The following is a 23,617-nucleotide window of genomic DNA, read 5'->3' as shown; positions in this document are numbered from 1 at the left end:
AATAGTCTACAGGTCAGGGCACCCCTGGATAACTCCTTGCATGCCCGTCTTTATAGGCTGGTTCGTGATCGAGACGCAATTTTGAACGTGTGTGTCCGGCGCGCTTACCGTCAAGAACGGCAATAGAGTACGGGCCCCATGAATGACCACCCACGGGCGGTCGTCTATACTGCAGGTAAACCGTTTGAGATACAGCATGTCATTAGTCCGTAAACTCTTCCCCCTGGCGCTGGCGCTGGTCCTGTTGGGGGGCGCCATTCAGGGAGTGAGTGGCCTTCGTTCCGAGCCGGAGGTTCAGGGTGACCTGAAACCCACCAGCGATCAGCTGGATGCCGCCGAGGAAATCGCCGCCAAGCTGAAGCATCACTACCGGCGACTGGAGTTTGACGACACCCTCTCCAGCCAGGTTCTAGACAGCTATCTCAAGGATTTGGACCCCAATCGGCAGTATTTCCTGGCCACGGATATCCGCGAATTCGAGCGCTATCGCGATCAGCTGGACGACCAGCTGAGCCGAGGCCAGCTGGAAGCCGGTTACACCATTTTCAACCGCTTCCAAGAGCGTCTGGAAACACGCCTGGGCAAGCTCCTCGATACCATCAAGAATGATCTGGATTCGCTGACTTTTGACGACCAGGAAACCGTGGTGGTGGACCGCGAAGATGCGCCCTGGGCCGCCAATGAAGCGGAGCTGGATGCCATCTGGCATCGGCAGCTGAAAAATGCCGTCTTGTCCATGCGACTCAATGACAGCTCGCTGGAAGATATCCGTACCCGGCTCACCCGTCGCTATGAAAGCCAGCTCAAGCGCATTACCCAGAATACCCCGGAAGATGTGTTCCAGGTGTACATCAATGCTTTGACGCAAACCTTTGATCCCCATACCACCTATTTCACGCCCCATAATTCGGAAAATTTTGACATCAGCATGAGCCGCTCACTGGAAGGGATCGGCGCGGTGCTGCAGTACGAGGACGGTTATACCAAGGTGGTGCGTTTGGTCCCCGGCGGCCCGGCAGCGAAAAGCGGCCAGTTGAAACCCGCCGACCGGATTGTTGGTGTTGGCCAGGATGGTGAGACCCCGGAGCCCGTGATCGGATTGCGGCTGGACGAAGTTGTGGACCAGATTCGTGGTCCCAAGGGCACCAAAGTCAATCTGGAAATCATCCCGGCGGGCAGCGCCAGTGAGCACGATACCCGCACCATCACCATAGAACGGAACAAGGTGGTGCTGGAGGAACAGGCTGCCAAGAAAGACGTGATAACCATCGACCGTGATGGCGAAACCCTGAAGCTGGGCGTTATTGAAATTCCTGCCTTCTATCTTGATTTCGCCGCTTTCCACCGGGGAGATCCCAACTATACGAGTACCACCAGTGATGTGGCCAAGCTGCTGGTTGAGCTGCGCAAGGAAAACATTGACGGTCTGGTAATCGATCTGCGCAACAATGGTGGTGGCTCACTGCTGGAAGTCAACAAACTGGTCAGCCTGTTTATTAACCGTGGCCCCACCGTGCAGGTGCGCGAATCCAGCGGCCGGGTCAGCATCGAGGGAGACAAGTTCCCCGGGGTACTCTACGCCGGCCCCATGGCAGTGATGGTCAACCGCTTCAGCGCTTCCGCTTCGGAAATTTTCGCCGGCGCCATGCAGGATTACGGTCGCGCCCTGATTGTCGGCGATCAGACCTACGGCAAGGGCACGGTACAAACACTGCTGGACCTGAACCACGGCAAACTGAAGATGACCAATGCCAAGTTCTACCGGGTTTCCGGGTCCAGCAACCAGAACCTGGGGATCGTGCCTGATGTGGATATGCCGTCGTTGATCGACAAGGACGAGGTGGGCGAAAGTTCCTTGCCCAATGCCCTGCCCTGGGATGAAATCGAATCGGCCAAATACCAACGGGTGAGCGATATTGTTCCCTATTTGCCCGAGCTGCGTGAAAAACATTCCCATCGCATCAATAAGGACCCGGAGTTTGTTTATGTGGAGTCCCTGCGCAAGCTTCTGGACGAAAACCGTAACCGGGTTGAATTGTCACTGAATGAAGATAACCGCACCGCCACGCAAAAGGCGCTGGATCGCGAACGTCTGGCAATCGAAAACCGTCGTCGCCAGTCCCGCGGGGAAGAGCCGCTGGCCAGCATCAAGGAACTGCGTGAGCTGGAGGAACAACGGGCCCTGGATCCGGAAAGTGATGAAGAGGCTATCGATGAAGACCCCTATGTGCGAGAAACCGGTGAAATTCTGGTGGACTACATGAGTCTGATTCGGGACAACCAGGTGGCTCGCAAGTAAGGCTGCCGTCAACAACAAAAAAACCGGCTTTCGCCGGTTTTTTTGTTTCAGGCCAAGGCCTTGAATCCCCAGCGGGCGGGGTCGTCCCCCAACCCGGCTTTCAATGTACGCTTGCCCAACCGGTGATTCAGGTCTTCCAGAGCGCGCTTGGCCGGATCAGGCAGGAAGCGCACACCAAAACTGGCGGCACTGACAGCCGTCTTCACCACCCTAACCGCGGTAGCCGCGGAGACGCTGCTGTGGATATTCAGATCATTCGCAACCTTGTCACCGATCAGGTAACGACTGAAGCCCAGCAACACCTCGTAGGACAGGTTAAAGGGGGGCTTGCCGGCCATATCCCGCAGCAGGGCCTTGGCCAGTGATTCGCTGTCTGCGGTGGGCTCATAGAGATGCGAGGTCAATTGCATGGCAAGGATTTCCTGCTCCTCCAGTGTGGTGGTCAGCAATGCCTCGTCGACGCCAAGCAGATAGCCGGCATAGCGCCAGAAATAATGCATGGACTCATGCTCACGGCGACTGATTTGAAGACCAAGCCGCTTGAGTCCCCGGACCACCATGAAATCGAACTCCAGGATGGTGCCCGCCATGTCTTCCTGATTGATTGGCAGGTCGTATTTGGCATTGTCCCAACGGGGATTGTTGGCAAGAAATTGTCGCACTGCCGCGTGCAGCAACCGTACTTCCATCAAGGTGCGATGCCCCAGGCTGCCCGGGCGGATCCCGTCATCACCGACGATGTTGTGGAGCATCTGTCCGGTTTCGTAAATCCGCCGGGAAACATCTTTCTGCAATCGCCCTGTGGCCACCAGTACCTGGGAAGGTTTGTTGTGGGCATAGCCTTCTACCAGGCTTGAACACATCAACACCAGGCCCTGCAATGCACCGTTGCGGCGGTACATACGCCGTCCCAGCTCCATGGCGTCAAAATCCACCCAGGCTGGAACGCTGTAACAATGGTCCAGAAAGGCCTGGAAATCGCCGCCCTCTTCCCTGGCCCGTTTCTCCACTTCCTCAAGCAAGCCCGAGGGCCGGGTAAACTTGATTTGCGCCGCGCAACGATCCGCCAGCGGATCCTGCACCTGCCGCCAGGCATTCAGTCGCTCATGGGAATAGCGATCCCACCAGACCCGCTCACGGGGGTTTTGTGGGCCAGATTCGAAGCGGGCCAGTTCCTGCGGTGTTGCCATAATTACCCCACGGTTGTTGTTATCCTGGAACTCACGAGTTCTCGAATAACGCTAGGCCAGCGAGGATAGGGGGTCAACACACTAAACAGAGAAATCTGTTACCCCTTCAATCAAGGTATTGATAAGCCATCGGGGGGCATCGAGGGGAAGGTCATGGCCCGCCTGAGGGTGACTCTTGATCGGCAAATCCCAGGCCTGGGCAAGGGTCTGCGAGCAGGCCGGGCTGACAAGGCGGTCCCCTGCCCCGTTGATGATCAGCACCGGGACACTTTCCGGCAAGGCCGCCGGGGCCCGAAAACGCATGGCAGCCAGTAACTGGCGCAGGCTGTTTGCCAGGGAAACCGGGCGTTCCCGCGCGTAACCGGCCCAGGTGTCAGCCAGTTGATGAAGATAGTCTGCCTCACGCAGATTGGACGTGATTTCCAGGATGGCAACCTCCTTGCGCAACCGGTCACGACTGAACACTGCATCACTCAGTAAACGGCGGTAATTCGCCGGGCGCAGGCGTCGCCAGAAGGGGCTGTAGCGACTGGCACTGGTGTTGATCAAACCGGCAAACGCCACATCGCCAGGAGCCTGGCACAACCACTGCACCGCCACCATGCCCCCCAGAGACAAGGCCACAAGATGATAAGGGCCCTGATGCCCCTGCCGGGCCAGCTGGTCTCTGAGATGGGCAACCATGGCTGCAACCCGTGTCGGGCTTTTGTCTCGATAAAACTGGCCATTTCCAGGCAGATCCACCGTCAGCACCTGATCTTGTGGCACACTGGCCTGAAACTGCTCGGGAAAATCCTCCCAGTGCCTCTGCTCACGAACCAGGCCACGCAACAACACCCAGGTTCTACCCATGCCCGCATTCCTCCCGAGATATAGAAAAATCAACCTGTTGCTTTCTGTAAGGGGGTATCGACAGGCTCCTTCAGCCAATGACCCGCTATCTAATACCGGCTAGAATGCCACCGGCACTCAGGATCGCAAACGGAGTTTCCTCACGACTATGACACGAAAAACCGTAAAACGGGTTAAGACGGGCTCGGTTGAGCGACGCTTTTCCATGGCCAAAGCCGGCTTTCTGGCCGGCGCCAAGTATGCGACCGCAAGCGCTGGCTCCATCTTCACCCCAAAGGACCAGCGTGAGGCGCGCCGCAAGGAAAACCTGTCCTCCCGCGCCCAGGAACTGGTAGAGGAACTGGGCAGACTGAAAGGCTCTGTGGTCAAGATTGGCCAGATGATGGCCCTGTTTGGCGAACATTTCCTGCCAGAGGAAGTCACCGAAGCGCTCCATACCCTGGAAAACCAGACCACCGCCCTGGAATGGCCCTCCATTGAACGCCATCTCAAGCGAGAGCTTGGAGAGGTGAAAATGGCGGAGCTGGATATTGAAGAAACGCCGCTCGGCGCAGCCTCCCTGGCCCAGGTCCACAAAGCCATACGCAAATCCGACGGCAAGGAGCTGGTTCTCAAGATCCAGTATCCGGGTGTGGCCGATGCCATTGATTCGGACATGCGCGCCCTGGTCCGGCTGCTGAAGCTGAGCCGACTGGTGCCGATCACCGAGCAGTTCAATCTCTGGCTCGATGAAGTCCGCGAAATGCTCCAGCGCGAAGTGGATTACGACCTGGAGGCTCACACCACCCGGCATTTCCGCCAGATTCTCGCCGAGGATACCCGCTTCGTGGTGCCCGAGATTGTGCCGGAGTACTCCAGCCATAACATCATGTGCATGACCTTCGAGCATGGTATCAGCGTCACCGATCCGTCCGTGCTCAAGCTTTCCCAGGAACGTCGCAATTTCATTGGTCGCGCCATCATGGAGTTGTGCTGCCGGGAGGTATTCGAATGGAACAAGATGCAAACCGACCCGAATTTCGGCAATTACCTGCTGCGATTTGGTGACAGTCCTGAAAATGACCAGATTGTCCTGCTGGATTTCGGTGCCATTCGGGATTTTGACAATGAGGTGCTGGGCCCCGGCCGGGAAATGATCCGCGCTTCCTTTCATCACGACAGTGATCGCCTGATCCGCGCGCTAAACGCCCTGGATTTTCTTGCCCGCGGAGCCCCTCGGCGGCTGCTGGATGATTTCTGCGCGCTTTGCTTCGAGGCCATTGAGGTTCTTCAGGATCCGGACCGCTTTCCGCCCCCGGCGGAGGTACTCAACGACAAGGGCGAGTATTGCTGGGGCAAAAGCAATTTGCCGAACCGCATCATGAATCGGGCCAGCCGCAATGCCCTGTCCGTTCATTTCGATGTGCCGCCCAAGGAGTTTATTTTCCTGGCCCGCAAGTTGCTCGGTGCGTACACCTTTTTGCACGTCATCGAAGCAGAAGTGCGCGGCAACACCATTCTGGAGCCATTTATCCACATGCAGGAAGACGCGGATGTGATCCTGGTTGATCAAAAAACCATCAGCCCGGTCGATTAATGGCTCCGATAGTGACAAAAATGCCCTTTTGTCACCCGCTTATCGGTGCGATAACGAATTGTCATTTGCCAAGGTGGCATCGCCACAATAAGGTTAGCACCCTGCTGAGAGCCTGTTTCAGGCCTTTGCGCTACCGAGGGGGTTAGCCTCCGGCTTGTCTCATTGCCCACACTGCGGCAATGGGGCCACCGGCGGTATTCGACCTTCGCAGTGTGATGGAGACAGTGGCGGCCTTCGGGTCATTACCTTCCACCCCACGCGGTACGCAAGGGCCTGAGACAGGCTCTTGTCGGTCGGCTCCCATGAAGCGACCGTTTAACGAGGCTTTCAAGGTGCCGGGTTGCCAACTCTGCTGCCCTGATAGCCGATTATTTGCGAACCACAGACGGGGGTAACGCAGGTGATTATCGGTGTTCCCAAAGAAATCTGCCCTGGCGAGCAGCGCGTTGCTCTAACGCCTGCCAATGTCAGCGCACTGCTGAAAAAACAAGGTGTCGAGATCATCATCGAGCGTGGCGCTGGTGAGATTGCCGGCTACCCGGACAGCGCTTTTGAAGCTGCCGGTGCCAAGCTGGTTGATCGCGACGAGGTTTTCAACGCCGCTCAGGTGGTCCTGCAGGTACAAACGCCTGGCAGTAACACCCAGAACGGCAACGACGACCTGGAAAAACTCAAGCAAGGCCAGATCGTAATCGGCATGACCGATCCGCTGGCCAACCCGCAATTTGCCCAGACCCTGGCCGACAAGAAAGTCACTGGCCTGGCGCTGGAACTGGTGCCGCGTATCACTCGCGCCCAGGCCATGGATGTCCTTTCTTCCATGGCCATGATTGCCGGTTACAAGTGCGTATTACTTGCCGCCAACGAGTCCCAGCGCATGTTCCCCATGAACATGACCGCTGCTGGTACCATGAATGCGTCCCGCGTGTTCGTTATGGGTGCCGGTGTGGCAGGCCTGCAAGCCTGTGCCACCGCCAAGCGCCTGGGTGCCGTGGTGGAAGCCTATGACGTGCGCCCTGCTGCCCGCGAACAAATCCTCTCCGTTGGCGCCAAGCCGGTGGAACTGGATCTGGATACCGGCGAAGCCGAGGGCAGCGGCGGTTATGCCAAGGCCCAGGGCGAGGACTTCCTGAAGCGCCAGCGCGAGCTGATGACCGAAGTGATCAAGGAAATGGACGTGGTAATCACCACGGCTGCCGTTCCCGGCGCCAAGAGCCCGATCCTGGTCACCGAAGACATGGTCAAGGCCATGAAGCCCGGCTCCATCATTGTGGACCTGGCGGCAGAGCGTGGCGGCAACTGTGATCTGACCGAATCCGGAAAGACCGTTGTCAAACACGGCGTTACCATCGTCGGACCTGAGAACGTTCCCTCCTCAGTGGCCTATCACGCCAGCCAGATGTTCGGCAAGAACATGGAAAACCTGCTTAACCTGCTGCTGGACGATAACGGCGATCTGCAACTGGACTTCGAAGATGAAATCGTTGCGGAAACCGTGATCAGCCATGATGGCGACGTACCCCAGGCCCGCCTGCGTGACCTGCTCGGCCTGCCTGCTCTTGCCAAGCCTGAGCCCGAGGCCGAGGAACCCGCCGAAGCGGACTCCGACGCCAACAAGGAGGAGGAGAAATAATGGATTTCGTAGCCCAACTGACCCTGTTTGTGCTGGCGATCTTCCTCGGTGTGGAGCTTATCACCAAGGTCCCGCCCACCCTGCACACCCCGCTGATGTCCGGTTCCAACGCGATCTCCGGTATTACTATCGTGGGCGCCCTGATTGCCGCCGGGTCTGACTCCGGCATGCTGATCAATGTGCTGGGCTTTATCGCTGTGGTGCTGGCCACCATCAACGTGATTGGCGGCTTTATGGTCACCAATCGAATGCTGGCGATGTTCAAGAGGAAGTAATTCATGCAGAACTGGATTGATATCGCCTACTTGATCGCCGCCTGCCTGTTTGTGCTGGGCATCAAGGGGCTGACCAAGCCGAAAACTGCCGTGCGCGGGAATTTGCTGGCTGCTGCCGGCATGGGTATTGCCGCCGTGGTCACCCTGCTCAATGAGCATATTGTCACCTATGAAATCATTATTGCCGGCGTAGTCGTTGGTGGCCTGATTGGTGCCGTCATGGCCAAGAAGGTCCAGATGACCGCCATGCCGCAGATGATTGCCCTGCTGAACGGTTTCGGTGGTGGTGCATCCTTCTCGGTGGCTTCTGCGGAATTTTTCCGTGGTTCTGCCACCGATACGGTATCCATCATTGCCACCGGTGCGGCCGTACTGATCGGTGCTGTGACCCTGACCGGTTCCCTGGTCGCATTCGCCAAGCTGCAGGAGCTCATCGACGGCAAGCCCATGGGCTTCCCGGGCATGAAGCTGGTTAATGCGGTCCTGTTTATAGGTTCCATCGTTGGCATCGGCTACCTGGTGCTCAACCCGGGTAATGAAATGGTGTTCTGGGGTCTTGTGGCGGCGGCCATGGTACTCGGCCTGTTGCTGGTTCTGCCGATTGGCGGCGCCGATATGCCGGTTGTGATCGCCCTGCTGAACTCCTATTCCGGTGTGGCTGCCTCTGCGGCCGGTTTTGTCATGGGCAACAGCGCCCTGATCATCACCGGGTCCCTGGTGGGGGCTTCCGGTCTGATCCTGACCAGCATCATGTGTAAAGCCATGAACCGCTCACTCACCAACGTTCTGTTTGGTGTGATGGCGGAAGCTGGCGAAGCCATGGACGAAGACGAGGTTTACGCCGGCAAGGTGAAATCCACCTCCGCCGAAGAAGTGGCCATGCTGCTGGAAACCGCCCAGCGCGTTGTTATCGTCCCGGGCTTTGGTCTGGCAATGGCCCAGGCGCAGCACGCAGTGCGTGATCTGGCTGATACCCTGGAAGCTGCCGGCATCGAAGTGGCCTACGCCATTCACCCGGTTGCGGGTCGTATGCCCGGTCACATGAACGTACTGCTTGCAGAAGCGGAAGTGCCCTACGATCAGCTCAAGGATATGGATGCCATCAATCCGACCTTCGAGCAGACCGATGTGGCCATCGTGCTGGGCGCCAACGACGTGACCAACCCCATGGCCCGTGAGGACAAAGGCAGTCCGATTTACGGCATGCCTATCCTCAACGTGGACAAGGCCAAGACCGTGGTTGTGGTAAAACGCTCCCTGAGCGCCGGTTTTGCCGGCCTGCCCAACCCCCTGTTCGCCAAAGACAACACCCTGATGTTGTTCGGCGACGGCAAGGGTGCGGTGCTGGATATCACCACCGCCCTGAAAGAAGGCTGATCCTCTGCGGGTCAGCAAAAAGGGGAGCCTCGGCTCCCCTTTTTTATGCCTGTTTTTCCTCTGCTTCCGTCATTGCAGACAACAGGCCCCGGGCACTTTACCGCCCCCCCCCTCAAGCACGCAAACCGCCTTCCCTTGCCTCCACCGGCCACCGCCAACCTGGCATTGACGCGATAAATGCAAGTGCCCTGCTACGGCGGGTGCGGGGGCGACCTTCCACAAAAAAGCCCGCATTACGCGGGCTTTTCTGCATTCGTTGCGATGAAACAACAGGACTAGTTGAAGGTATACACCACACCAACCGTTACCTGATGATCCGTCTCCTTGGTCCCTGCCGGCACCTTGGATTCATGCTCCAGCAAGTGGCGCAACCGCAGGGCAAAATGGCTGTTGATCTTGCTGGTCAGCGAGGTTTCCATCCGGGTACTGGTGGAGTCTTCGCCGACTTCACTGCTGATTTCTTCCTGGAATTCAGCGCTGTCACTGATCTTCCAGTGGTATTTCAACGCCAGACGAGCAATGGCACTTTCTTCCGTGTCCGCACAATCGCTGTAGGAGTCTTCCGGCTCCAGGCACTGTACGCGGTAACCGGGACCCGCTTCCAGATCCAGGGTATGGGCATCGTTTTCAATAAAACGACGACCCAGACCGATGGCGTAACTGGCCTGATAGTGGAACCCGGAGAAATTGTCTTTCTCGTAAGTGGCCACGTTGAACAGATAATTGCGGGATTCCTCACCGAGCTTGCGATCAAGCTTGTAGGAAGCAAAGTAATTTTCATCGGTACGGTTGTATTCTTCCGTCTCCGGATCGCGCTCTTTCTCGTTGTTGGCGTCTGCCTTGAAGTGGTGGCGCCAGAAGGCACTGTCACGGCTGGCGTTGGCGTGGGCGTTCACCGAATCGGAATCGGTATTGCCGCGTTTGAAAAGCAGGCCAACAGAAATATCCCCGGACCACTTGCTTGCTTCACTGGTGCCTTCCTCGGCCGCTACTGATACCGCCGGCAAGCCGGCGGCAATCAGCATGGCAGCGAGATACTTACTGCGCATGAATCTCTCCTCTACTCACTCTTGTCCAGATGCACATCCATCTGCGGAAACGGAATGCCAATCCCTGCTTCATCGAAGCGGCGCTTCACGGTTTCCGTGGTGTCCCAAAGCACCGGCCAGTAATCCGCGCTTTTCACCCAGGGGCGACAAAGGAAGTTCACAGAGCTGTCAGCCAGCTCACCCACAACAATGGTCGGGGCGGGATCCTTGAGAACGCGTTCGTCAGCGGCCAGAACCTCTTCCAGCACTTTCTTCACCACGGAAAGGTCCGCATCGTAAGCAACACCGAACACCATATCTACCCTGCGAGTGGGCAATTCAGAATAATTGGTGATATTGCCGGACATGATTGACCCGTTCGGCACGGTAATCACCTTGTTGTCCGGGCTGTTCATGATGGTGGCAAAGATGCGGATTTCCTTGACGGTACCCGAGGTGCCACCGGCTTCCACGTAATGGCCTACCCGGAAGGGTTTGAACATGATCAGCATCACGCCGGCAGCGAAATTGCCCAGGGAGTCCTTCAGCGCCAGACCTACGGCCAGACCCGCCGCACCGAGAATGGCAACCAATGACGTGGTTTCTACCCCGAGCTGGTCCAGCGAGGCGATGATCACGAAGACAAACAGCAGTACGTGGATGATATTACTCAGAAACTTGGCCACTTCCGTGTCCAGCTTCTTGTCCATCACCCGGCCAAGCCATCCAGCAATTTTCCCGACGATCCATTTACCGACAATAAAGATGACCAGCGCCGCAATGATATTCCATGCGTAGGGCATCAGGTTTTCGTTGGCAAAGGTTTCCAGTTGAGACAGATATTGATCCATTAAACGTACTCCTCATCCAGTGAGCGCGAATTATGCCCATTCCTGCTTCCAGCCCAAGATGGCGGGTTGCCCCGAAGCAGAATTTTACAAAGGTTTCACCTGAGGCAAACGAAGCACAGACCCCTGCCCGCTGCCGGCTTGCTGCACATAATGAAACCTTCACGCGTCCATGACCAGTCTCAAGGTCCCCATAAGGCAGATTTCCTCATCAATTCATGCACATGTCTGGGTATCTGCCGGGCTGGCCGGTATAATGCCCGGTCACATTTCTGCCTGTCGGAGTCTTCAATGTCCAAGCGCGTGCGTGCCTCCCTGACCGCCCAATTGCAAGAACGCATCCTGATTCTGGATGGCGGCATGGGCACCATGATTCAGGGCTGCAAGTTCACCGAGGAGGACTTCCGGGGGAGCCGTTTTGCCGACTGGCCAAGCGACCTCAAGGGTAACAATGATCTGCTCTGCATGACGCAGCCGGAACGGATCAAGGCCCTTCACAAGGGCTATCTGGACGCCGGCGCTGACATTATCGAGACCAACTCCTTCAATGCCACCTCCATCGCCATGGCCGATTACGACATGCAGGACCTGGCGCGGGAAATCAATGTGGCCGCCGCCCGGGTGGCCCGTGAAGCCGCTGACGAGGCGTCGACGCCTGACAAGCCCCGCTATGTAGCAGGAGTATTGGGTCCCACCAACCGTACGGCCAGCATCAGCCCGGACGTGAACGACCCGGGTTACCGCAACACCAATTTCGACAAGCTGGTTGAAGCCTACCTGGAAGCGCTGGATGGCCTGGTGGAAGGCGGCATTGATCTGATCCTCATCGAAACCATCTTCGACACCCTTAACGCCAAAGCGGCTGTCTTTGCCGTGGATCAGTACTGCTACGAAAACGGCCTGGATCTGCCGGTCATGCTCTCCGGGACGATCACGGATGCCTCCGGCCGGACACTCACCGGTCAGACCACCGAGGCGTTCTACAACTCCCTGCGCCATGCCCGTCCGATCAGCGTCGGGCTCAACTGTGCGCTGGGCCCCATGGAGCTGCGCCCCTATATCGAAGAGCTGTCACGGATTTCCGAGACCTACGTGTCCGCTCACCCCAACGCTGGCCTGCCCAATGAAATGGGGGAATACGATCTCGACCCGGCCACCATGGCCAGGGAAATCCGCGGTTGGGCCGAAAAGGGGTTCCTCAACATCATCGGTGGCTGCTGCGGCACCACCCCCGAGCACATTGCCGCCATGGCGGAGGCCGTGGAGGGATTGCCGCCACGACAGATTCCCGATATCGAGATCGCCTGCCGGTTGTCGGGCCTGGAGCCCTGCACCATCAGCAAGGACTCCCTGTTCGTTAACGTGGGCGAGCGGACCAATGTGACCGGCTCCAAACGCTTTCTGCGCCTGATCAAGGAAGAGGATTACGACGCTGCCCTGGACGTGGCCCGTGACCAGGTGGAGAACGGCGCCCAGATCATCGACATCAACATGGATGAGGGGATGCTGGAATCCGCCGAGTGCATGGTGAAGTTCCTTAACCTGGTGGCATCTGAACCGGAGATCTCCAAGGTACCGATCATGATCGATTCCTCCAAGTGGGAAGTGATCGAGGCCGGTTTGAAATGCATCCAGGGCAAGGGTGTGGTGAACTCCATTTCCATGAAGGAAGGTGAAGAAGCCTTCCTGCACCAGGCGCGACTGCTGCGTCGTTACGGTGCGGCAGTGATCGTCATGGCCTTTGATGAGGAAGGCCAGGCGGAAACCCGTGAGCGCAAAGTGGAAATCTGTACCCGAGCCTACAAGCTGCTCACTGAAGAAGTGGATTTCCCGCCGGAAGACATTATCTTCGACCCCAATATCTTTGCCATCGCCACCGGCATTGAAGAGCACAACAACTACGCCGTGGACTTCATCGAAGCCGTGGCGGACATCAAGCGTACCCTGCCCCACGCCATGATTTCCGGCGGTGTTTCCAATGTGAGCTTTTCCTTCCGCGGCAATGACACTGTCCGTGAAGCGATTCATGCCGTGTTCCTCTACTACGCGATTCGCAATGGCATGGACATGGGCATCGTTAACCCGGCCATGCTGGCGATTTATGCGGATATTCCCGAAGAACTTCGCAACGCCGTAGAAGACGTGGTGCTTAATCGCCGAGAGGATGGCACCGAAATTCTGCTCGATCTGGCCGAAAAATACCGGGGAAGCGGCGCCGAAAAAGCCAAGAAAGAGGATCTGGCCTGGCGTGAATGGGACGTGGAAAAGCGTCTCGAACATGCCCTGGTGAAAGGCATCGCCGATTACGTGGACGAGGATACCGAGCTGGCACGCCAGAATGCCGCCCGGCCCCTGCACGTGATCGAGGGCCCGCTCATGGATGGCATGAACGTGGTCGGCGACCTGTTTGGTGAAGGCAAGATGTTCCTGCCCCAGGTGGTGAAATCCGCCCGGGTGATGAAAAAGGCCGTGGCCTACCTGCTTCCCTTCATGGAAAAGGAAAAGGAGGAGCTTGGCACCCAGGACGAGGCCAACGGCAAGATCCTGATGGCCACGGTAAAAGGCGATGTACACGATATCGGCAAGAATATCGTCGGCGTGGTACTGCAGTGTAACGGCTACGACGTGGTCGATATGGGCGTGATGGTGCCCTGCGAGAAGATTCTGGAAACGGCCCAGGCAGAGAAGGTGGATATCATTGGCCTGTCCGGTCTGATCACGCCGTCTCTGGATGAAATGGTTCACGTGGCCAGTGAAATGCAGCGCCTGGGCATGGATCTGCCGTTGATGATCGGCGGCGCCACCACCAGCCGCATCCACACCGCCGTGAAGATCGACCCGGCCTACGAGCAGGCAGTGGTGCATGTCGCCGATGCCTCCCGGGCGGTGGGCGTCGCCTCCAAATTGCTCTCCAAGACGGCCAAGGCTGATTATGTGGCCGAATTGAAGGAAACCTACGAAGGCCTGCGCGTGCGCCGGAAACAGCAGCAGGTTGACCGCAGCCTGATTTCCATCGAGCAGGCCCGGCAGCATCGCTTCCAGCCAGACTGGTCCAGCTACACCCCGCCCGAGCCAAAGGTGAAAGGTCTGAAGGTGTTCGACGATTACCCGCTGGAGGATCTGGTGCAGCGTATCGACTGGACCCCCTTCTTCCGCTCCTGGGAGCTTGCCGGTAAATTTCCGCGCATTCTGGAAGACGAGGTGGTCGGTACTGAAGCCACCAAGCTTTACCGTGATGCCCAGGCAATGCTTGAGAAAATCGTTGAAGAAAAGTGGCTAACCGCCCGTGCTGTAATAGGTTTTTGGCCAGCAAACTCAGTCATGGACGATATCGAGCTGTACCGTAACCCCGGTGACAAGGAGGCCTTCATGACCCTCCATCACTTGCGCCAGCAGCTCGACCGGACCAAAAGCCATCAGCAAGGAAGTAAAGAGCGCAAGCCTGACTTCTGTCTCAGCGACTTTATCGCGCCCAGGGAAACCGGCCTCACCGACTGGCTGGGCGGCTTTGCCGTCACCGCCGGCATCGGCATCGACGAACACGTGGCACGCTTTGAAGCGGACCACGATGACTACTCTTCCATTATGCTCAAGGCGCTGGCTGACCGGCTGGCAGAAGCACTGGCCGAGCGCATGCACGAAAAGGTGCGTAAGGATTACTGGGGCTACGCCAGCGATGAAGCCCTCAGCAACCAGGACATGATCAGTGAAAAATACCGGGGTATTCGCCCTGCCCCTGGCTACCCGGCGTGCCCGGACCACACTGAAAAAGCCTTGCTCTGGGAGCTGCTGGAGCCGGAGAAGAATGCCGGCATGACCCTGACGGAAAGCTACGCCATGCTGCCTGCTGCGGCGGTGTCCGGTTGGTATTTCTCTCACCCGGAAGCCAAGTACTTCGGCACCGGCAAGCTGGCCAAGGATCAGATGGACGACTATGCCGCCCGCAAGGGAATGACTCGCAAGGAAATCGAGCGCATGGTGCCGCATCTATTGGGCTACATGGACGAAGAGCAAGGCTGAACCAGGACTGCAAAGGCGCAAGCCCCATGGCAACGGCAGGGTTTCGGGACCGGACGCCCCACGCTGCCGGCTGCGCCTGCGAGCCGGGAGATTTTGAGTGCCACGCCCCCACCCGTCTCTTCAGTGATGCTCCTGCGGAAGTTCGAAGCGGGCCTCCCATGCACTGGCATCAATCGATTCCCGGTAGCCGTGCCAGGTGGCATAGCCGAGCACCGGGAGCAGCACAGCAAGCCCCAGATAGGCCGTCAGCAATCCTGACAGCAAGCAGACGCCAATAAGGCTGGCCCAGACAAACAGCGCCAGCTTGTTGCGCAACACCGCATTGATGCTCGTGATCACGCCGGTCACCATGTCCGTGCGGCGATCCATGATCATCGGCAAGGAAAACACGCTGGCAGTGAAGATAATGGCGCAGAACACGGCACCGACACTGCTACCCACCCCGAAGAACAACACGATATCTTTCCAGTGCCATTCGTTAACCGGATAGAAAATGTAAATCAGGTTGGCGGCACGAGCCCAGATCAGGAAGACCACAATCATGATCACCGCGTAGGTCAGCGCATCGCCCATGCACTGCCTGGCCTGGCGCAGACTCTCCCTCAGCGTGGGCACCCGGCCCTGCTGCAGCTGAATGCTGATGTTATAGAGGTTCAGGGCAAGAATGGGTCCCAGGAACACAAAGCCGGAGATCAGCCCAAGATACAGCCCCATGTTGCCAAACCACCAGGTGGCGCCAGTAATCAAGTAGCTGAGGCCCACCATCATCAATCCGTAGATCAGGCTCGGCCCCGGAGCCGCACGAAAATCCTGCCAGCCCTTGCGTAACCAGCGCAAAGGCGCAGACGGGGCGATGGTACGACAGGGTGCCACAAAGGGGCGGGTATCCTCTTCCTGCGGGTTATTATCGTTATTCATCACTGGGCCATGGGGTGAGATGTGACCCGGTCAATCTTCTGCAATCTCCGCGGACACATCAAGCCTGCCGTGGGTGGCATCCAGGTGCCCGGGCAACTCATCCTGGACGCTGTGCATGACGTCACTGGCTGACCAAATCGCAGGAATCCCGTAAGTGACGGCCAGGCTGGCGGCACCATTACAGGGATCCTTTTCGGCAATGACCAGGCCCCCGGCCTGGACCAGCCAGGGCAGCCAGGCGGGTTCTACCTGATCAACCACCACAATATCCCCCGGGCATATCCGGTTCAGGCTCCAGGCACTGCACACCCGCCGTATCGGCCCCTCTGCCCTGCCCGGCACCAGCGATAGCCCGCGCAGCAAAGGACTCAGGCGTTGGCCGCCGCCAAAGCCGTAACCGATTTGATCCATTTTCCAGTCAGGCGCTCCCTGTAAGCCATCATCGAGGTAGCGGAGTTTCCGCTCCCCGATCACCTCGCGACTGGCACTGGCAGGCAGTTGCTGGCCCATCCATAACTGCCACAACTCATCGAAGTAGAGGAAATAGATGTCATCCGGGTGTTGCAGTCGCCCCTGATTGACCGCCACCGCCCCCATGGCGCGCAACAGGCTGCGCAACCGGTTACCGATGGCAAAACGCAAGCCACGAGCCTGACGGGCCAATGCCAGCCAGCGCGCATCCTCCGTGGAGGGCTCGGCACACGTCACCGAAGGCTCCCCGCTGGTGATCGCGTAAAGCGTATGCAGGTTGCCGGCCTGGGCCGGATTCTCGCTAAGGGGCGCATGAACCGGATCGGCCCCCGGACGCAGGCCGGTCTCTGCCAGGGCGTCGCTACGCCCCGCCACCAGCGCGTCGATGGCATCCTTTTCTGCACCGCTGACCAACCACGATAAAGGGAACGGCGCCGTGTAATGTTGGCTGCGGTCCGGCAAGGCCAGATATCCCACCTCGCCTTCCACGCCACTGAGTCGTTCCCCCATGCCATCAAGCTGCATGAGGCCACGCCATAGTCCTTCCTGGGTCGCGGCAGGCTGTTGCCAGCGTTTCAGATCCCGGCTGACACGGGCCAGTGTCAACTGGTGCCGGTAAACCGCCACCCGGTCAGCCAGGCGACCCGCTGAAACCGGCCCCGGTTCGGCCTCCAGCTGCTGCCATGCCGGTGGCAGAAAACGGCTGACGCCGGCATGCTGACCCTGTAATTCACGGAAAAACGCACAGTTGGTGTAAAGATGGCTGTGCTGCCGCCGATAGGGCTCCACCTTGGCCAGGGATTGCCAGCCGTGTTGCCCCACCAGGGGCTCCCAGAAGGCCGTCTTCAGCCACCGCCCCTGCAAGGTGTACCAGAGCGGCGTCTCCACCTGGATAAATAACCCACTGCCGGCCCGACGCGTCCATGCCTCCCGGGGCATGGGAAGGGAGCCGACCGGCAGGGTCTGCAACAGCCACAGCTGCTGCCCATCAAAGACCCATTCCCCGGCCTGGGGCCGTTTGAAATTCTGCTTCAGCTGCTCATGGAGCCCGCGCAACAACGGTTCGCCCACCTGATCACCCAGGGCATTGTCTCCATGGGAGGCATGCACCAGGCGCCCATCCTCATCGAAGATCAGCCGCTGGCGGTCATTGCTGCCGTCCAGGACCCCTTCCACCACCATGTGAGGCAGGTCTTGTCGTAGCGGATGACGGGTAAACAGAACACCAGCAGCCTGCTGGCGCGGTAATGCCTGAATCACCACATGATCCGGCCCCTGCTCACGCTTAAAAATACTCCGCAACGCAGCCGCCAGGGACTCATCAGAATCCAGGTTGAGCAAGCTTTCCCGGCGGGAGTCCGGGTTCATTGGCCCCTGTTGCAGGACCCAGTAACGGTCTTCGCTGAACATGCGTGGCAACGCACGCAGTTGTTGTGCCAGGGATTCCGGCGAATTGTCTTGTACCACTTCCCGGCCCACTCGCCAGCTCGGCGGCACAGGCAGCCCCATGGCCGCCCAGCGCTGCAGGTTTTCGCTGCCCTGCGCGTCAGCAGTCAGTACTTCAATGCCCATGACCTGATTCTTGTTTGACGATGTTTTTCGACAGCCGCAGCCCCAACCCGTACAACACCGGCGTCAGCAGCAGTGCCCCCAGAGCGATTGCCGCGGCAATTCCCCCGAACAGTACCGGCGCTTTCATCAGAGTGCTCATCAGCGAATCCTGCCAGTAGAAAAACCATTGGTTCTCCGCAGGAAACAGCCAGACGTGAAACTGATAAAAAATCTGCGTCGGCCCGACAATGGCCAACCACGCTATCATAGCCCCCAGTGCGAAAACAGTTATCAGAATTCGCTGGCGCATGGGCGGTATGGCCAGGCGGATACACAACAGGGACAGCAACACCCAGAGTGGTGCCAGGGCAACCATCAGCCAGCGGCCGACATCGATCAGATCGGCCACGTCCTGCAGATGACGAATCTCTGCCTCATGCAGTAACGGCACCGGTTTCCGGCCGGGCAAGGTGTAATGAATATCTGCCAGGCCTTCGCCCTGCTGATGCACGGCATCCCGTATTTGCTCAAACGCCTGGATATGCTGTTCGCTCGGCAATTGCTCAAAACCGTATCGAAAGCGATTCTTGGGGCCGTATTCCTGTATATGCGTATCAATGTCTAATTGCTGGTACCAGAACCCGTACCCGTAATTGGCCTGGCTGTATAATGCCCAACTGATAAGAACGGAAAGCAATACAACCGTGACAGCGTAGAAGAACCACACTAAAGTGGCAGCGACCCGGCTTTTTTGTACTGTTTTTTTCATAATATCCCCAAGCATAAACCAGAATAATAAACAGAGGACGTAGCGCCATGCGACCGCTCTTCATGTCGATAGCCCTTTTTCTGGGCGCCTTCGCCATTACCGGCTGTGCCACCACCAGCCTTCCCAAAACCAATGATCGCCTTACCACCCAGGCCCTCGAAGCGGATTACTACCAGGTTCGCATCCCCACACGGGATGGCAAGAAACTGGCCGCCACGGTCTATCAACCGGCGTTGCAGAGCGGCCAAAGTGCGCCGCTGGTTATTGCCACCCACGGTTTTGGCGGTTTCCGTGCGAAACGCCCGCTGTCCGTCTACGGCAAGGCAATTCTCACCGGGGAGGCCGCCATTGCCGCCTGGAAAGCCGGTTATTGGGTGGTCTTCTATGACCAGCGAGGCTGGGGCCAGTCCCAGGGCCGGGTTCACATGATGGACCCGGACTACGAAGTGGCTGACCTGAGCCAGGTCATTGACTGGTCCCTGGCCCACCTGCCCGGAGTCAAGCGGCTGGAAGACGGCAGCCCCGCCATCGGCATGATAGGCGAATCCTACGGAGCCGGCCTGCAAACCCTGGCGGCTTTCACCGAACCCCGTTTAAAAGCCCTGGTGCCGCTTACCGGCTGGTATGACATGAACAGCATCGCTCCCAATGGCGAATTCCGTACAGCCTGGGGGGCAGTATTGCTCGGATTCGGAGGGATCAATAGTGGTTTTGATATTGGAGAGATGTTTGCGGATCCCTGGCGCAGCGCCTTTGATGGCACGGTAAGCCGTGACATGCAGGCACTGATGTATGAGCGCAGCGCCGCCAGTTACTGCGATCAGGGCAAAGCTCCCCATGCGGACGCCCTCTTTATCCAGGGTTTCAGCGACAGCCTGTTCCCTTTCCAGCAGGCAGAAAAAAATTATGACTGCTGGCAGGCACAAGGACGTGACGCGCGCATTATCGGTATGGAAAGCGGCCATGTCATGCCCTGGCCAATTCAGAAATGGCGCGGCTGGGTGCCCTTCTACCAAACCGATGACATGGTGCACTGTGGCGACTACAGCGAAACAACCGTTGATACCATTATCAACTGGTGGGACGAAAAGCTGCGTGGAGAAGACGCCACTGTTCCCCAATACTGCATCAACGTGACCCGCGACCGCGGGATAGCCATGGAAGAAAACGGCATCCTCGACGGGGGTAGCCGTTATGCCCTCTCCCCCACCCGCGTCACTATCCCCCTTGCCGGAGCCTTTGAATGGCTGATGGCCGGGTTCGATATTGGTGGCGACATGTTCCGGGCCATGTGGCCCGGTGCAGACCTTCGCGAGCTGGAACCCAATGGCGGCTTCGGACGTCCGAAATTCGTGCCGCTGTATGTGGCCCGGGGTGACGATGAGGTGCTGTTGGGCAAGCCCCGCATTGCGCTGAGCCTGGCCGGCACCTCAGGCGGCAAAAGCATGCCGGTCTTTGTCGGGGTCGGCATTCAACACGCCAACCGCCGCCGGGTACACGTGGCCAGTGAGCAATTGACGCCCCTGCCGGAAAAAGGCATCCACAATATGGAGTTGCCGGCGGTGAGCCAGCCCCTGAAAGGAGGCGATCGTGTCGGGCTGGTGATTTACGGATTTACCACCCAGTTCCCGCTCAATTCCGCTTTCCTGGCGAGAAATGCCACAGTGAAGGGGGATATCTGGTTGCCTCTGACCCGGGAAGAAGCCATTTCACTGACGCCGGAACGGCCATTCTGAACAACACAGCACGATTTCCGTGCCGACAAAGACGGCGACCTGCAACGAGCAGCGAAACCGTCTTTGTCTTGTATCACCCCGGCAGACACTGAATAGGCAGGCCTTAACCGCCTGTTAACGGTCCCTTACCTGCACCGCGACCTCGGCGGACCGCCTCGTGGCGAACTGGTCTGCGGCAAAACCTTTCAAACCCTCTTCAAAATACAGGCTCACGGTAAACCGCAGCTCCTCCGGCTGCGGCCAGCCATGCAGGGAGTAACCCAGGTTGGGAAGCTGGCCGGGAAATTGTTCCGGCTCCACCGTCAACGAGGCATCATCCTGATAAATGAGCGCCAGCGGCGTTTCCATGAGCTCGTCAGGCACGGTGAGATGGGTGAGCAGCGCAAAATCCCGCTGGCTGTCAAACAGGATCCAGTTGGCATCCATGGTGAGCGCCTGGTCAGCAAACGCCTGATCATCCGGTTTGCCGTCGACAATCACCGGAGAGTCGACAAAATTTGCTGTGTACACAGCGGCGCCTGACTGATTGTTGCCATCCACAGTCACCGACACTTCCGGCTCTTTCAGGGTCGCTCGATAAAGGTCGGGAATTTTGGCGTAGGTATGCGCTTCATAATGCGCCGCGTAGCGCATGGCCTGTACCTGGATGGTCATCACGGGAATACCGGCCAGTACCACCTTGGTACGCAAATGCATCACCGAACGAATCGGCCCCACAGAAAACCCCACCCGTTTGGGTCTGAGGTTGTGATTATCCAGGGTCATACGGGTAAACCGGGACAGTACACCGGCACTCATGCGCATTTTCAGGGTATCGATGATTGACCCCTCGCCCAGATAGCCCCGATAACCCAGATAGCGCCAGTTCAATTCATTATCCGGATCCACATCCAGCTGATAAAGCGCCGTGCGGGTTTCGCCGCTGTCGATATCGTGAGCCACATAATAATTGTCACTTCGCTCAGGATTCCCCTGGACCAGATAGAAATGGCAATCCTCTGCGACGGTCAGCCTGGCAACGAGCTCGCCCTGTTCCGGCTTGAGGTCTGCCGGCGCCCGCGGGCCTGCATCGGTCAGCATCATGAGCAGCTGGTCTTGCCCATCCAGTTGGCCTGGAGAACCTGCCAGCTCAAAGCCTGAATCCGCAAACCAGACCATGCCTTTCTGGTCCATTTCATCGAACTGGTAGGCCACCGGGATAAAGCGCCCTTTCTCCACCCGCATGACCGAAAGACTGGATAACGACATGCCGGATGCGGCGGGCAGCTGCGCGCCGGAAATTTTCACCACGCGGCCTTGATCCAGCGGATCGAAGCGACATTGCGCCTCCGCCGTGACGGTGAAACCCAGAGTGCAAAAAGCCAGAAGAAGGCGAAGGGTCATATTATTGCTGCAGGGTTGCCCGAACGGTGGCAGTGCCCGACTTGCCACCCGGCGTCATTTCCAGATTGCCCAATTGCACGCCTTTTTGCTGCAGGGACTGCAGCCATAGCACGGCCTGCGCAGCGGACTGATCTTCCAGCTGGATACGCACGGAGCGATTCCCATCCGGCGTAAAGTTACGCAAGGTGAGACCGAAATCATCCGCACTGCGGCTCACGTCACTGACCCAGTTGTCTGACAACCGGCTACCACTGCTGGTGCCAGCGCGAGCGGCCATTACGGCACCGCTGTTGGCGTCTATCCATTCCAGTGTCAGCATGTTGGCCACATACTGTTGGCGAGCCTGATTACGGGCCGCCCATGACGGTGCCCAGATAACCCAGTAGAGCACCACAAACAGCGCCACCACCGCGAGCACCTTGAGCACCTGCTGTTCGCGGGCTTCACGACTGGCATACCACTGTTGCAGTTGCGACCAGCGCTGGCCGGCCAGTTTCTTCAATTCGGCAGATGTCATCCCGGTTGCTCCACCTTGATGCGGGCACTGACGCCCTGGGCGCCGTTGCGGTAATTGGCGATGGAGGCATTGCCCCCCTGCTTTCTTATGGCGTTCTGCAGGGCTTCAAGCTGGGCGTAATCCTTGGCCCCCACATCCAGCAGCAACACATTCTGACGCTGGTCATACTGCAGCCGTTTGGGCTCCACCTTCATGTCTTTGAGCACCTGGGCAACCGGCGCCAGCAACGGGAAAAACGCTGCACCACCGCCATCAACGCCACCACCAAGGCGCGCCAGACGGCCCTGGAACTGACGGTTCAGGGCCGAGGTCGCCTTGTCGCCGGGGAACAGCTGTTCATAACGCTGTTTCGCTTGCACCAACGCCTGGTCCGCTGCCTGCTGATAGCGCCACTGCTGTATCCAGAGTGCAACCACCGCAACCAGAAACACCGCGGCAGCCAGGTAGGCAACAGGACGCCAGGGTCCCAACAATGCGTTTTTCTGACGGTCCTGTTTGGGGGTATAGGGGCCGGTCAACAGCTCCTGGCCGTGATACTGACGCAGTTCGTCAAAGAGGGTTGGCAAATCAACCTGTCGAGCCTGATCCAGGCTGTCTCCCAGCAGGGGGGCAAACGCTTCCTGCTGGTCCGCATCAATGACCAGACCCTGCTCGCGATCTATCAACAGCAGCTGCTGACGATTGCCCAGGTCCGCCGTCAGCGGCAGCACCGCCTGCAGACAGTCGGCATCCACCTGCAAGGATGCCATCTGCGCGCCTGCCTCCCTGGCCCATTGCTGGAGCCGGGTAATCAGCTCCCTGCGTACCGCTGATACCTGATAATCGTCCCCACTGCCCTTGCGGGACACGAACCAAAGGTCGTCCGGGTTGTCGAGCAGCTGCTCTTCCAGCAGGTATGGCAGGACGCGCTGAAGATGACGGGCCTGCTTGCGGCTCAGGGAAACGTGGGTCAATCGGGCGCAGGAGACACTGATGACCACCGCCACGTTGCGCCCCTGGCAGGCCGCCAGCGCCTCGCCCAGGCCGAGCCATTGCACCGCCTCACCGCGGTGGGGCTGGAACAGCACGGGGCTGTCCGGTTGCCATTGGGTTTCCCCGGCACCGGCGAGATAAATCAAGGGAGCATCTGCCACGCTATCTGTCCTTCCATCATTATTCTTGAGCATGCGACCCG

The 23,617-nt window shown here is 58.4% G+C and carries 17 protein-coding genes; 7 read left to right on the top strand and 10 right to left on the bottom strand.

All coding sequences use genetic code 11. From position 1 onward, the window contains the following. Nucleotides 1-196: 196 nt before the first annotated feature. A complete protein-coding gene (locus tag A0251_RS13215) occupies nucleotides 197-2,299 on the top strand; it encodes a carboxy terminal-processing peptidase (protein ID WP_062817318.1) in 2,103 nt (700 codons plus the stop codon). 47 nt (nucleotides 2,300-2,346) lie between these two features. On the opposite strand, the gene A0251_RS13210 is transcribed toward A0251_RS13215, so the two are convergent. Both A0251_RS13210 and A0251_RS13205 read right to left on the bottom strand, forming a co-directional pair. After that, nucleotides 2,347-3,489, bottom strand: coding sequence for an oxygenase MpaB family protein (locus A0251_RS13210; RefSeq protein ID WP_062817317.1), 1,143 nt, complete (start codon nucleotides 3,487-3,489; stop codon nucleotides 2,347-2,349). Between the two features lie 81 nt (nucleotides 3,490-3,570). Beyond that, nucleotides 3,571-4,341, bottom strand: coding sequence for an alpha/beta fold hydrolase (locus tag A0251_RS13205; protein ID WP_062817316.1), 771 nt, complete (start codon nucleotides 4,339-4,341; stop codon nucleotides 3,571-3,573). A 148-nt stretch (nucleotides 4,342-4,489) separates the two neighbouring features. On the opposite strand from A0251_RS13205, the gene A0251_RS13200 reads away from it, so the two are divergent. From A0251_RS13200 to A0251_RS13185, 4 genes are all read left to right on the top strand, one after another. After that, the gene (locus A0251_RS13200; RefSeq protein ID WP_062817315.1) at nucleotides 4,490-5,917 is read left to right on the top strand and encodes an AarF/ABC1/UbiB kinase family protein; all 1,428 of its coding nucleotides are present in this window, start codon (nucleotides 4,490-4,492) and stop codon (nucleotides 5,915-5,917) included. Between the two features lie 400 nt (nucleotides 5,918-6,317). After that, nucleotides 6,318-7,550, top strand: coding sequence for a Re/Si-specific NAD(P)(+) transhydrogenase subunit alpha (locus A0251_RS13195; protein WP_062817314.1), 1,233 nt, complete (start codon nucleotides 6,318-6,320; stop codon nucleotides 7,548-7,550). Next, nucleotides 7,550-7,825, top strand: coding sequence for an NAD(P) transhydrogenase subunit alpha (locus A0251_RS13190; RefSeq protein ID WP_062817313.1), 276 nt, complete (start codon nucleotides 7,550-7,552; stop codon nucleotides 7,823-7,825). The genes A0251_RS13195 and A0251_RS13190 overlap by 1 nt, the downstream gene beginning before the upstream one ends. Before the next feature lie 3 nt (nucleotides 7,826-7,828). Further along, nucleotides 7,829-9,202, top strand: coding sequence for an NAD(P)(+) transhydrogenase (Re/Si-specific) subunit beta (locus A0251_RS13185; protein WP_062817312.1), 1,374 nt, complete (start codon nucleotides 7,829-7,831; stop codon nucleotides 9,200-9,202). Between the two features lie 275 nt (nucleotides 9,203-9,477). On the opposite strand, the gene A0251_RS13180 is transcribed toward A0251_RS13185, so the two are convergent. Both A0251_RS13180 and A0251_RS13175 read right to left on the bottom strand, forming a co-directional pair. Next, entirely contained in the window at nucleotides 9,478-10,251 is a 774-nt protein-coding gene (locus A0251_RS13180) for a YdiY family protein (RefSeq protein WP_062817311.1), read from the bottom strand. A gap of 11 nt (nucleotides 10,252-10,262) precedes the next feature. Then, nucleotides 10,263-11,081: a mechanosensitive ion channel family protein gene (locus A0251_RS13175; RefSeq protein ID WP_062817310.1), complete on the bottom strand. Its 819-nt coding sequence runs from the start codon at nucleotides 11,079-11,081 to the stop codon at nucleotides 10,263-10,265. Between the two features lie 288 nt (nucleotides 11,082-11,369). Between A0251_RS13175 and metH the strand changes: the two genes are divergently transcribed. Beyond that, on the top strand, nucleotides 11,370-15,098 hold the full coding sequence (metH, locus tag A0251_RS13170; protein WP_062817309.1) for a methionine synthase: 3,729 nt from the start codon (nucleotides 11,370-11,372) through the stop codon (nucleotides 15,096-15,098). A gap of 120 nt (nucleotides 15,099-15,218) precedes the next feature. On the opposite strand, the gene A0251_RS13165 is transcribed toward metH, so the two are convergent. Genes A0251_RS13165 through A0251_RS13155 form a run of 3 tightly spaced genes read right to left on the bottom strand, consistent with a single transcriptional unit; the run spans nucleotide 15,219 to nucleotide 18,822 of the window. Next, entirely contained in the window at nucleotides 15,219-16,016 is a 798-nt protein-coding gene (locus A0251_RS13165) for a DUF2189 domain-containing protein (protein WP_062817308.1), read from the bottom strand. 30 nt (nucleotides 16,017-16,046) lie between these two features. Beyond that, nucleotides 16,047-18,059 (bottom strand): PEP-utilizing enzyme, encoded by a 2,013-nt coding sequence (locus tag A0251_RS13160; protein ID WP_062817307.1) that lies wholly within the window; start codon nucleotides 18,057-18,059, stop codon nucleotides 16,047-16,049. Beyond that, on the bottom strand, nucleotides 18,049-18,822 hold the full coding sequence (locus A0251_RS13155; protein WP_063508671.1) for a DUF1461 domain-containing protein: 774 nt from the start codon (nucleotides 18,820-18,822) through the stop codon (nucleotides 18,049-18,051). The genes A0251_RS13160 and A0251_RS13155 overlap by 11 nt, the downstream gene beginning before the upstream one ends. A gap of 32 nt (nucleotides 18,823-18,854) precedes the next feature. Here A0251_RS13155 and A0251_RS13150 point away from each other — a divergent pair, with 32 nt between their 5' ends. Then, a complete protein-coding gene (locus A0251_RS13150) occupies nucleotides 18,855-20,543 on the top strand; it encodes an alpha/beta hydrolase (protein WP_231866067.1) in 1,689 nt (562 codons plus the stop codon). A gap of 114 nt (nucleotides 20,544-20,657) precedes the next feature. Here A0251_RS13150 and A0251_RS13145 read toward each other — a convergent pair whose 3' ends face one another. From A0251_RS13145 to gspL, 3 genes are read right to left on the bottom strand one after another with little or no spacing between them, the layout of a single operon-like run. Continuing rightward, a complete protein-coding gene (locus A0251_RS13145; protein ID WP_062817305.1) occupies nucleotides 20,658-21,926 on the bottom strand; it encodes a hypothetical protein in 1,269 nt (422 codons plus the stop codon). Between the two features lies 1 nt (nucleotide 21,927). After that, on the bottom strand, nucleotides 21,928-22,443 hold the full coding sequence (gene gspM / locus A0251_RS13140) for a type II secretion system protein GspM (protein ID WP_062817304.1): 516 nt from the start codon (nucleotides 22,441-22,443) through the stop codon (nucleotides 21,928-21,930). Next, a complete protein-coding gene (gene gspL, locus A0251_RS13135; protein WP_231874236.1) occupies nucleotides 22,440-23,609 on the bottom strand; it encodes a type II secretion system protein GspL in 1,170 nt (389 codons plus the stop codon). The genes gspM and gspL overlap by 4 nt, the downstream gene beginning before the upstream one ends. Nucleotides 23,610-23,617 lie beyond the last annotated feature (8 nt).

Origin of the sequence: Alcanivorax sp. NBRC 102024 (assembly GCF_001602235.1) — a bacterium.
Classification (GTDB): domain Bacteria; phylum Pseudomonadota; class Gammaproteobacteria; order Pseudomonadales; family Alcanivoracaceae; genus Alcanivorax.
This window is presented reverse-complemented; position numbering and strand designations above follow the sequence as displayed.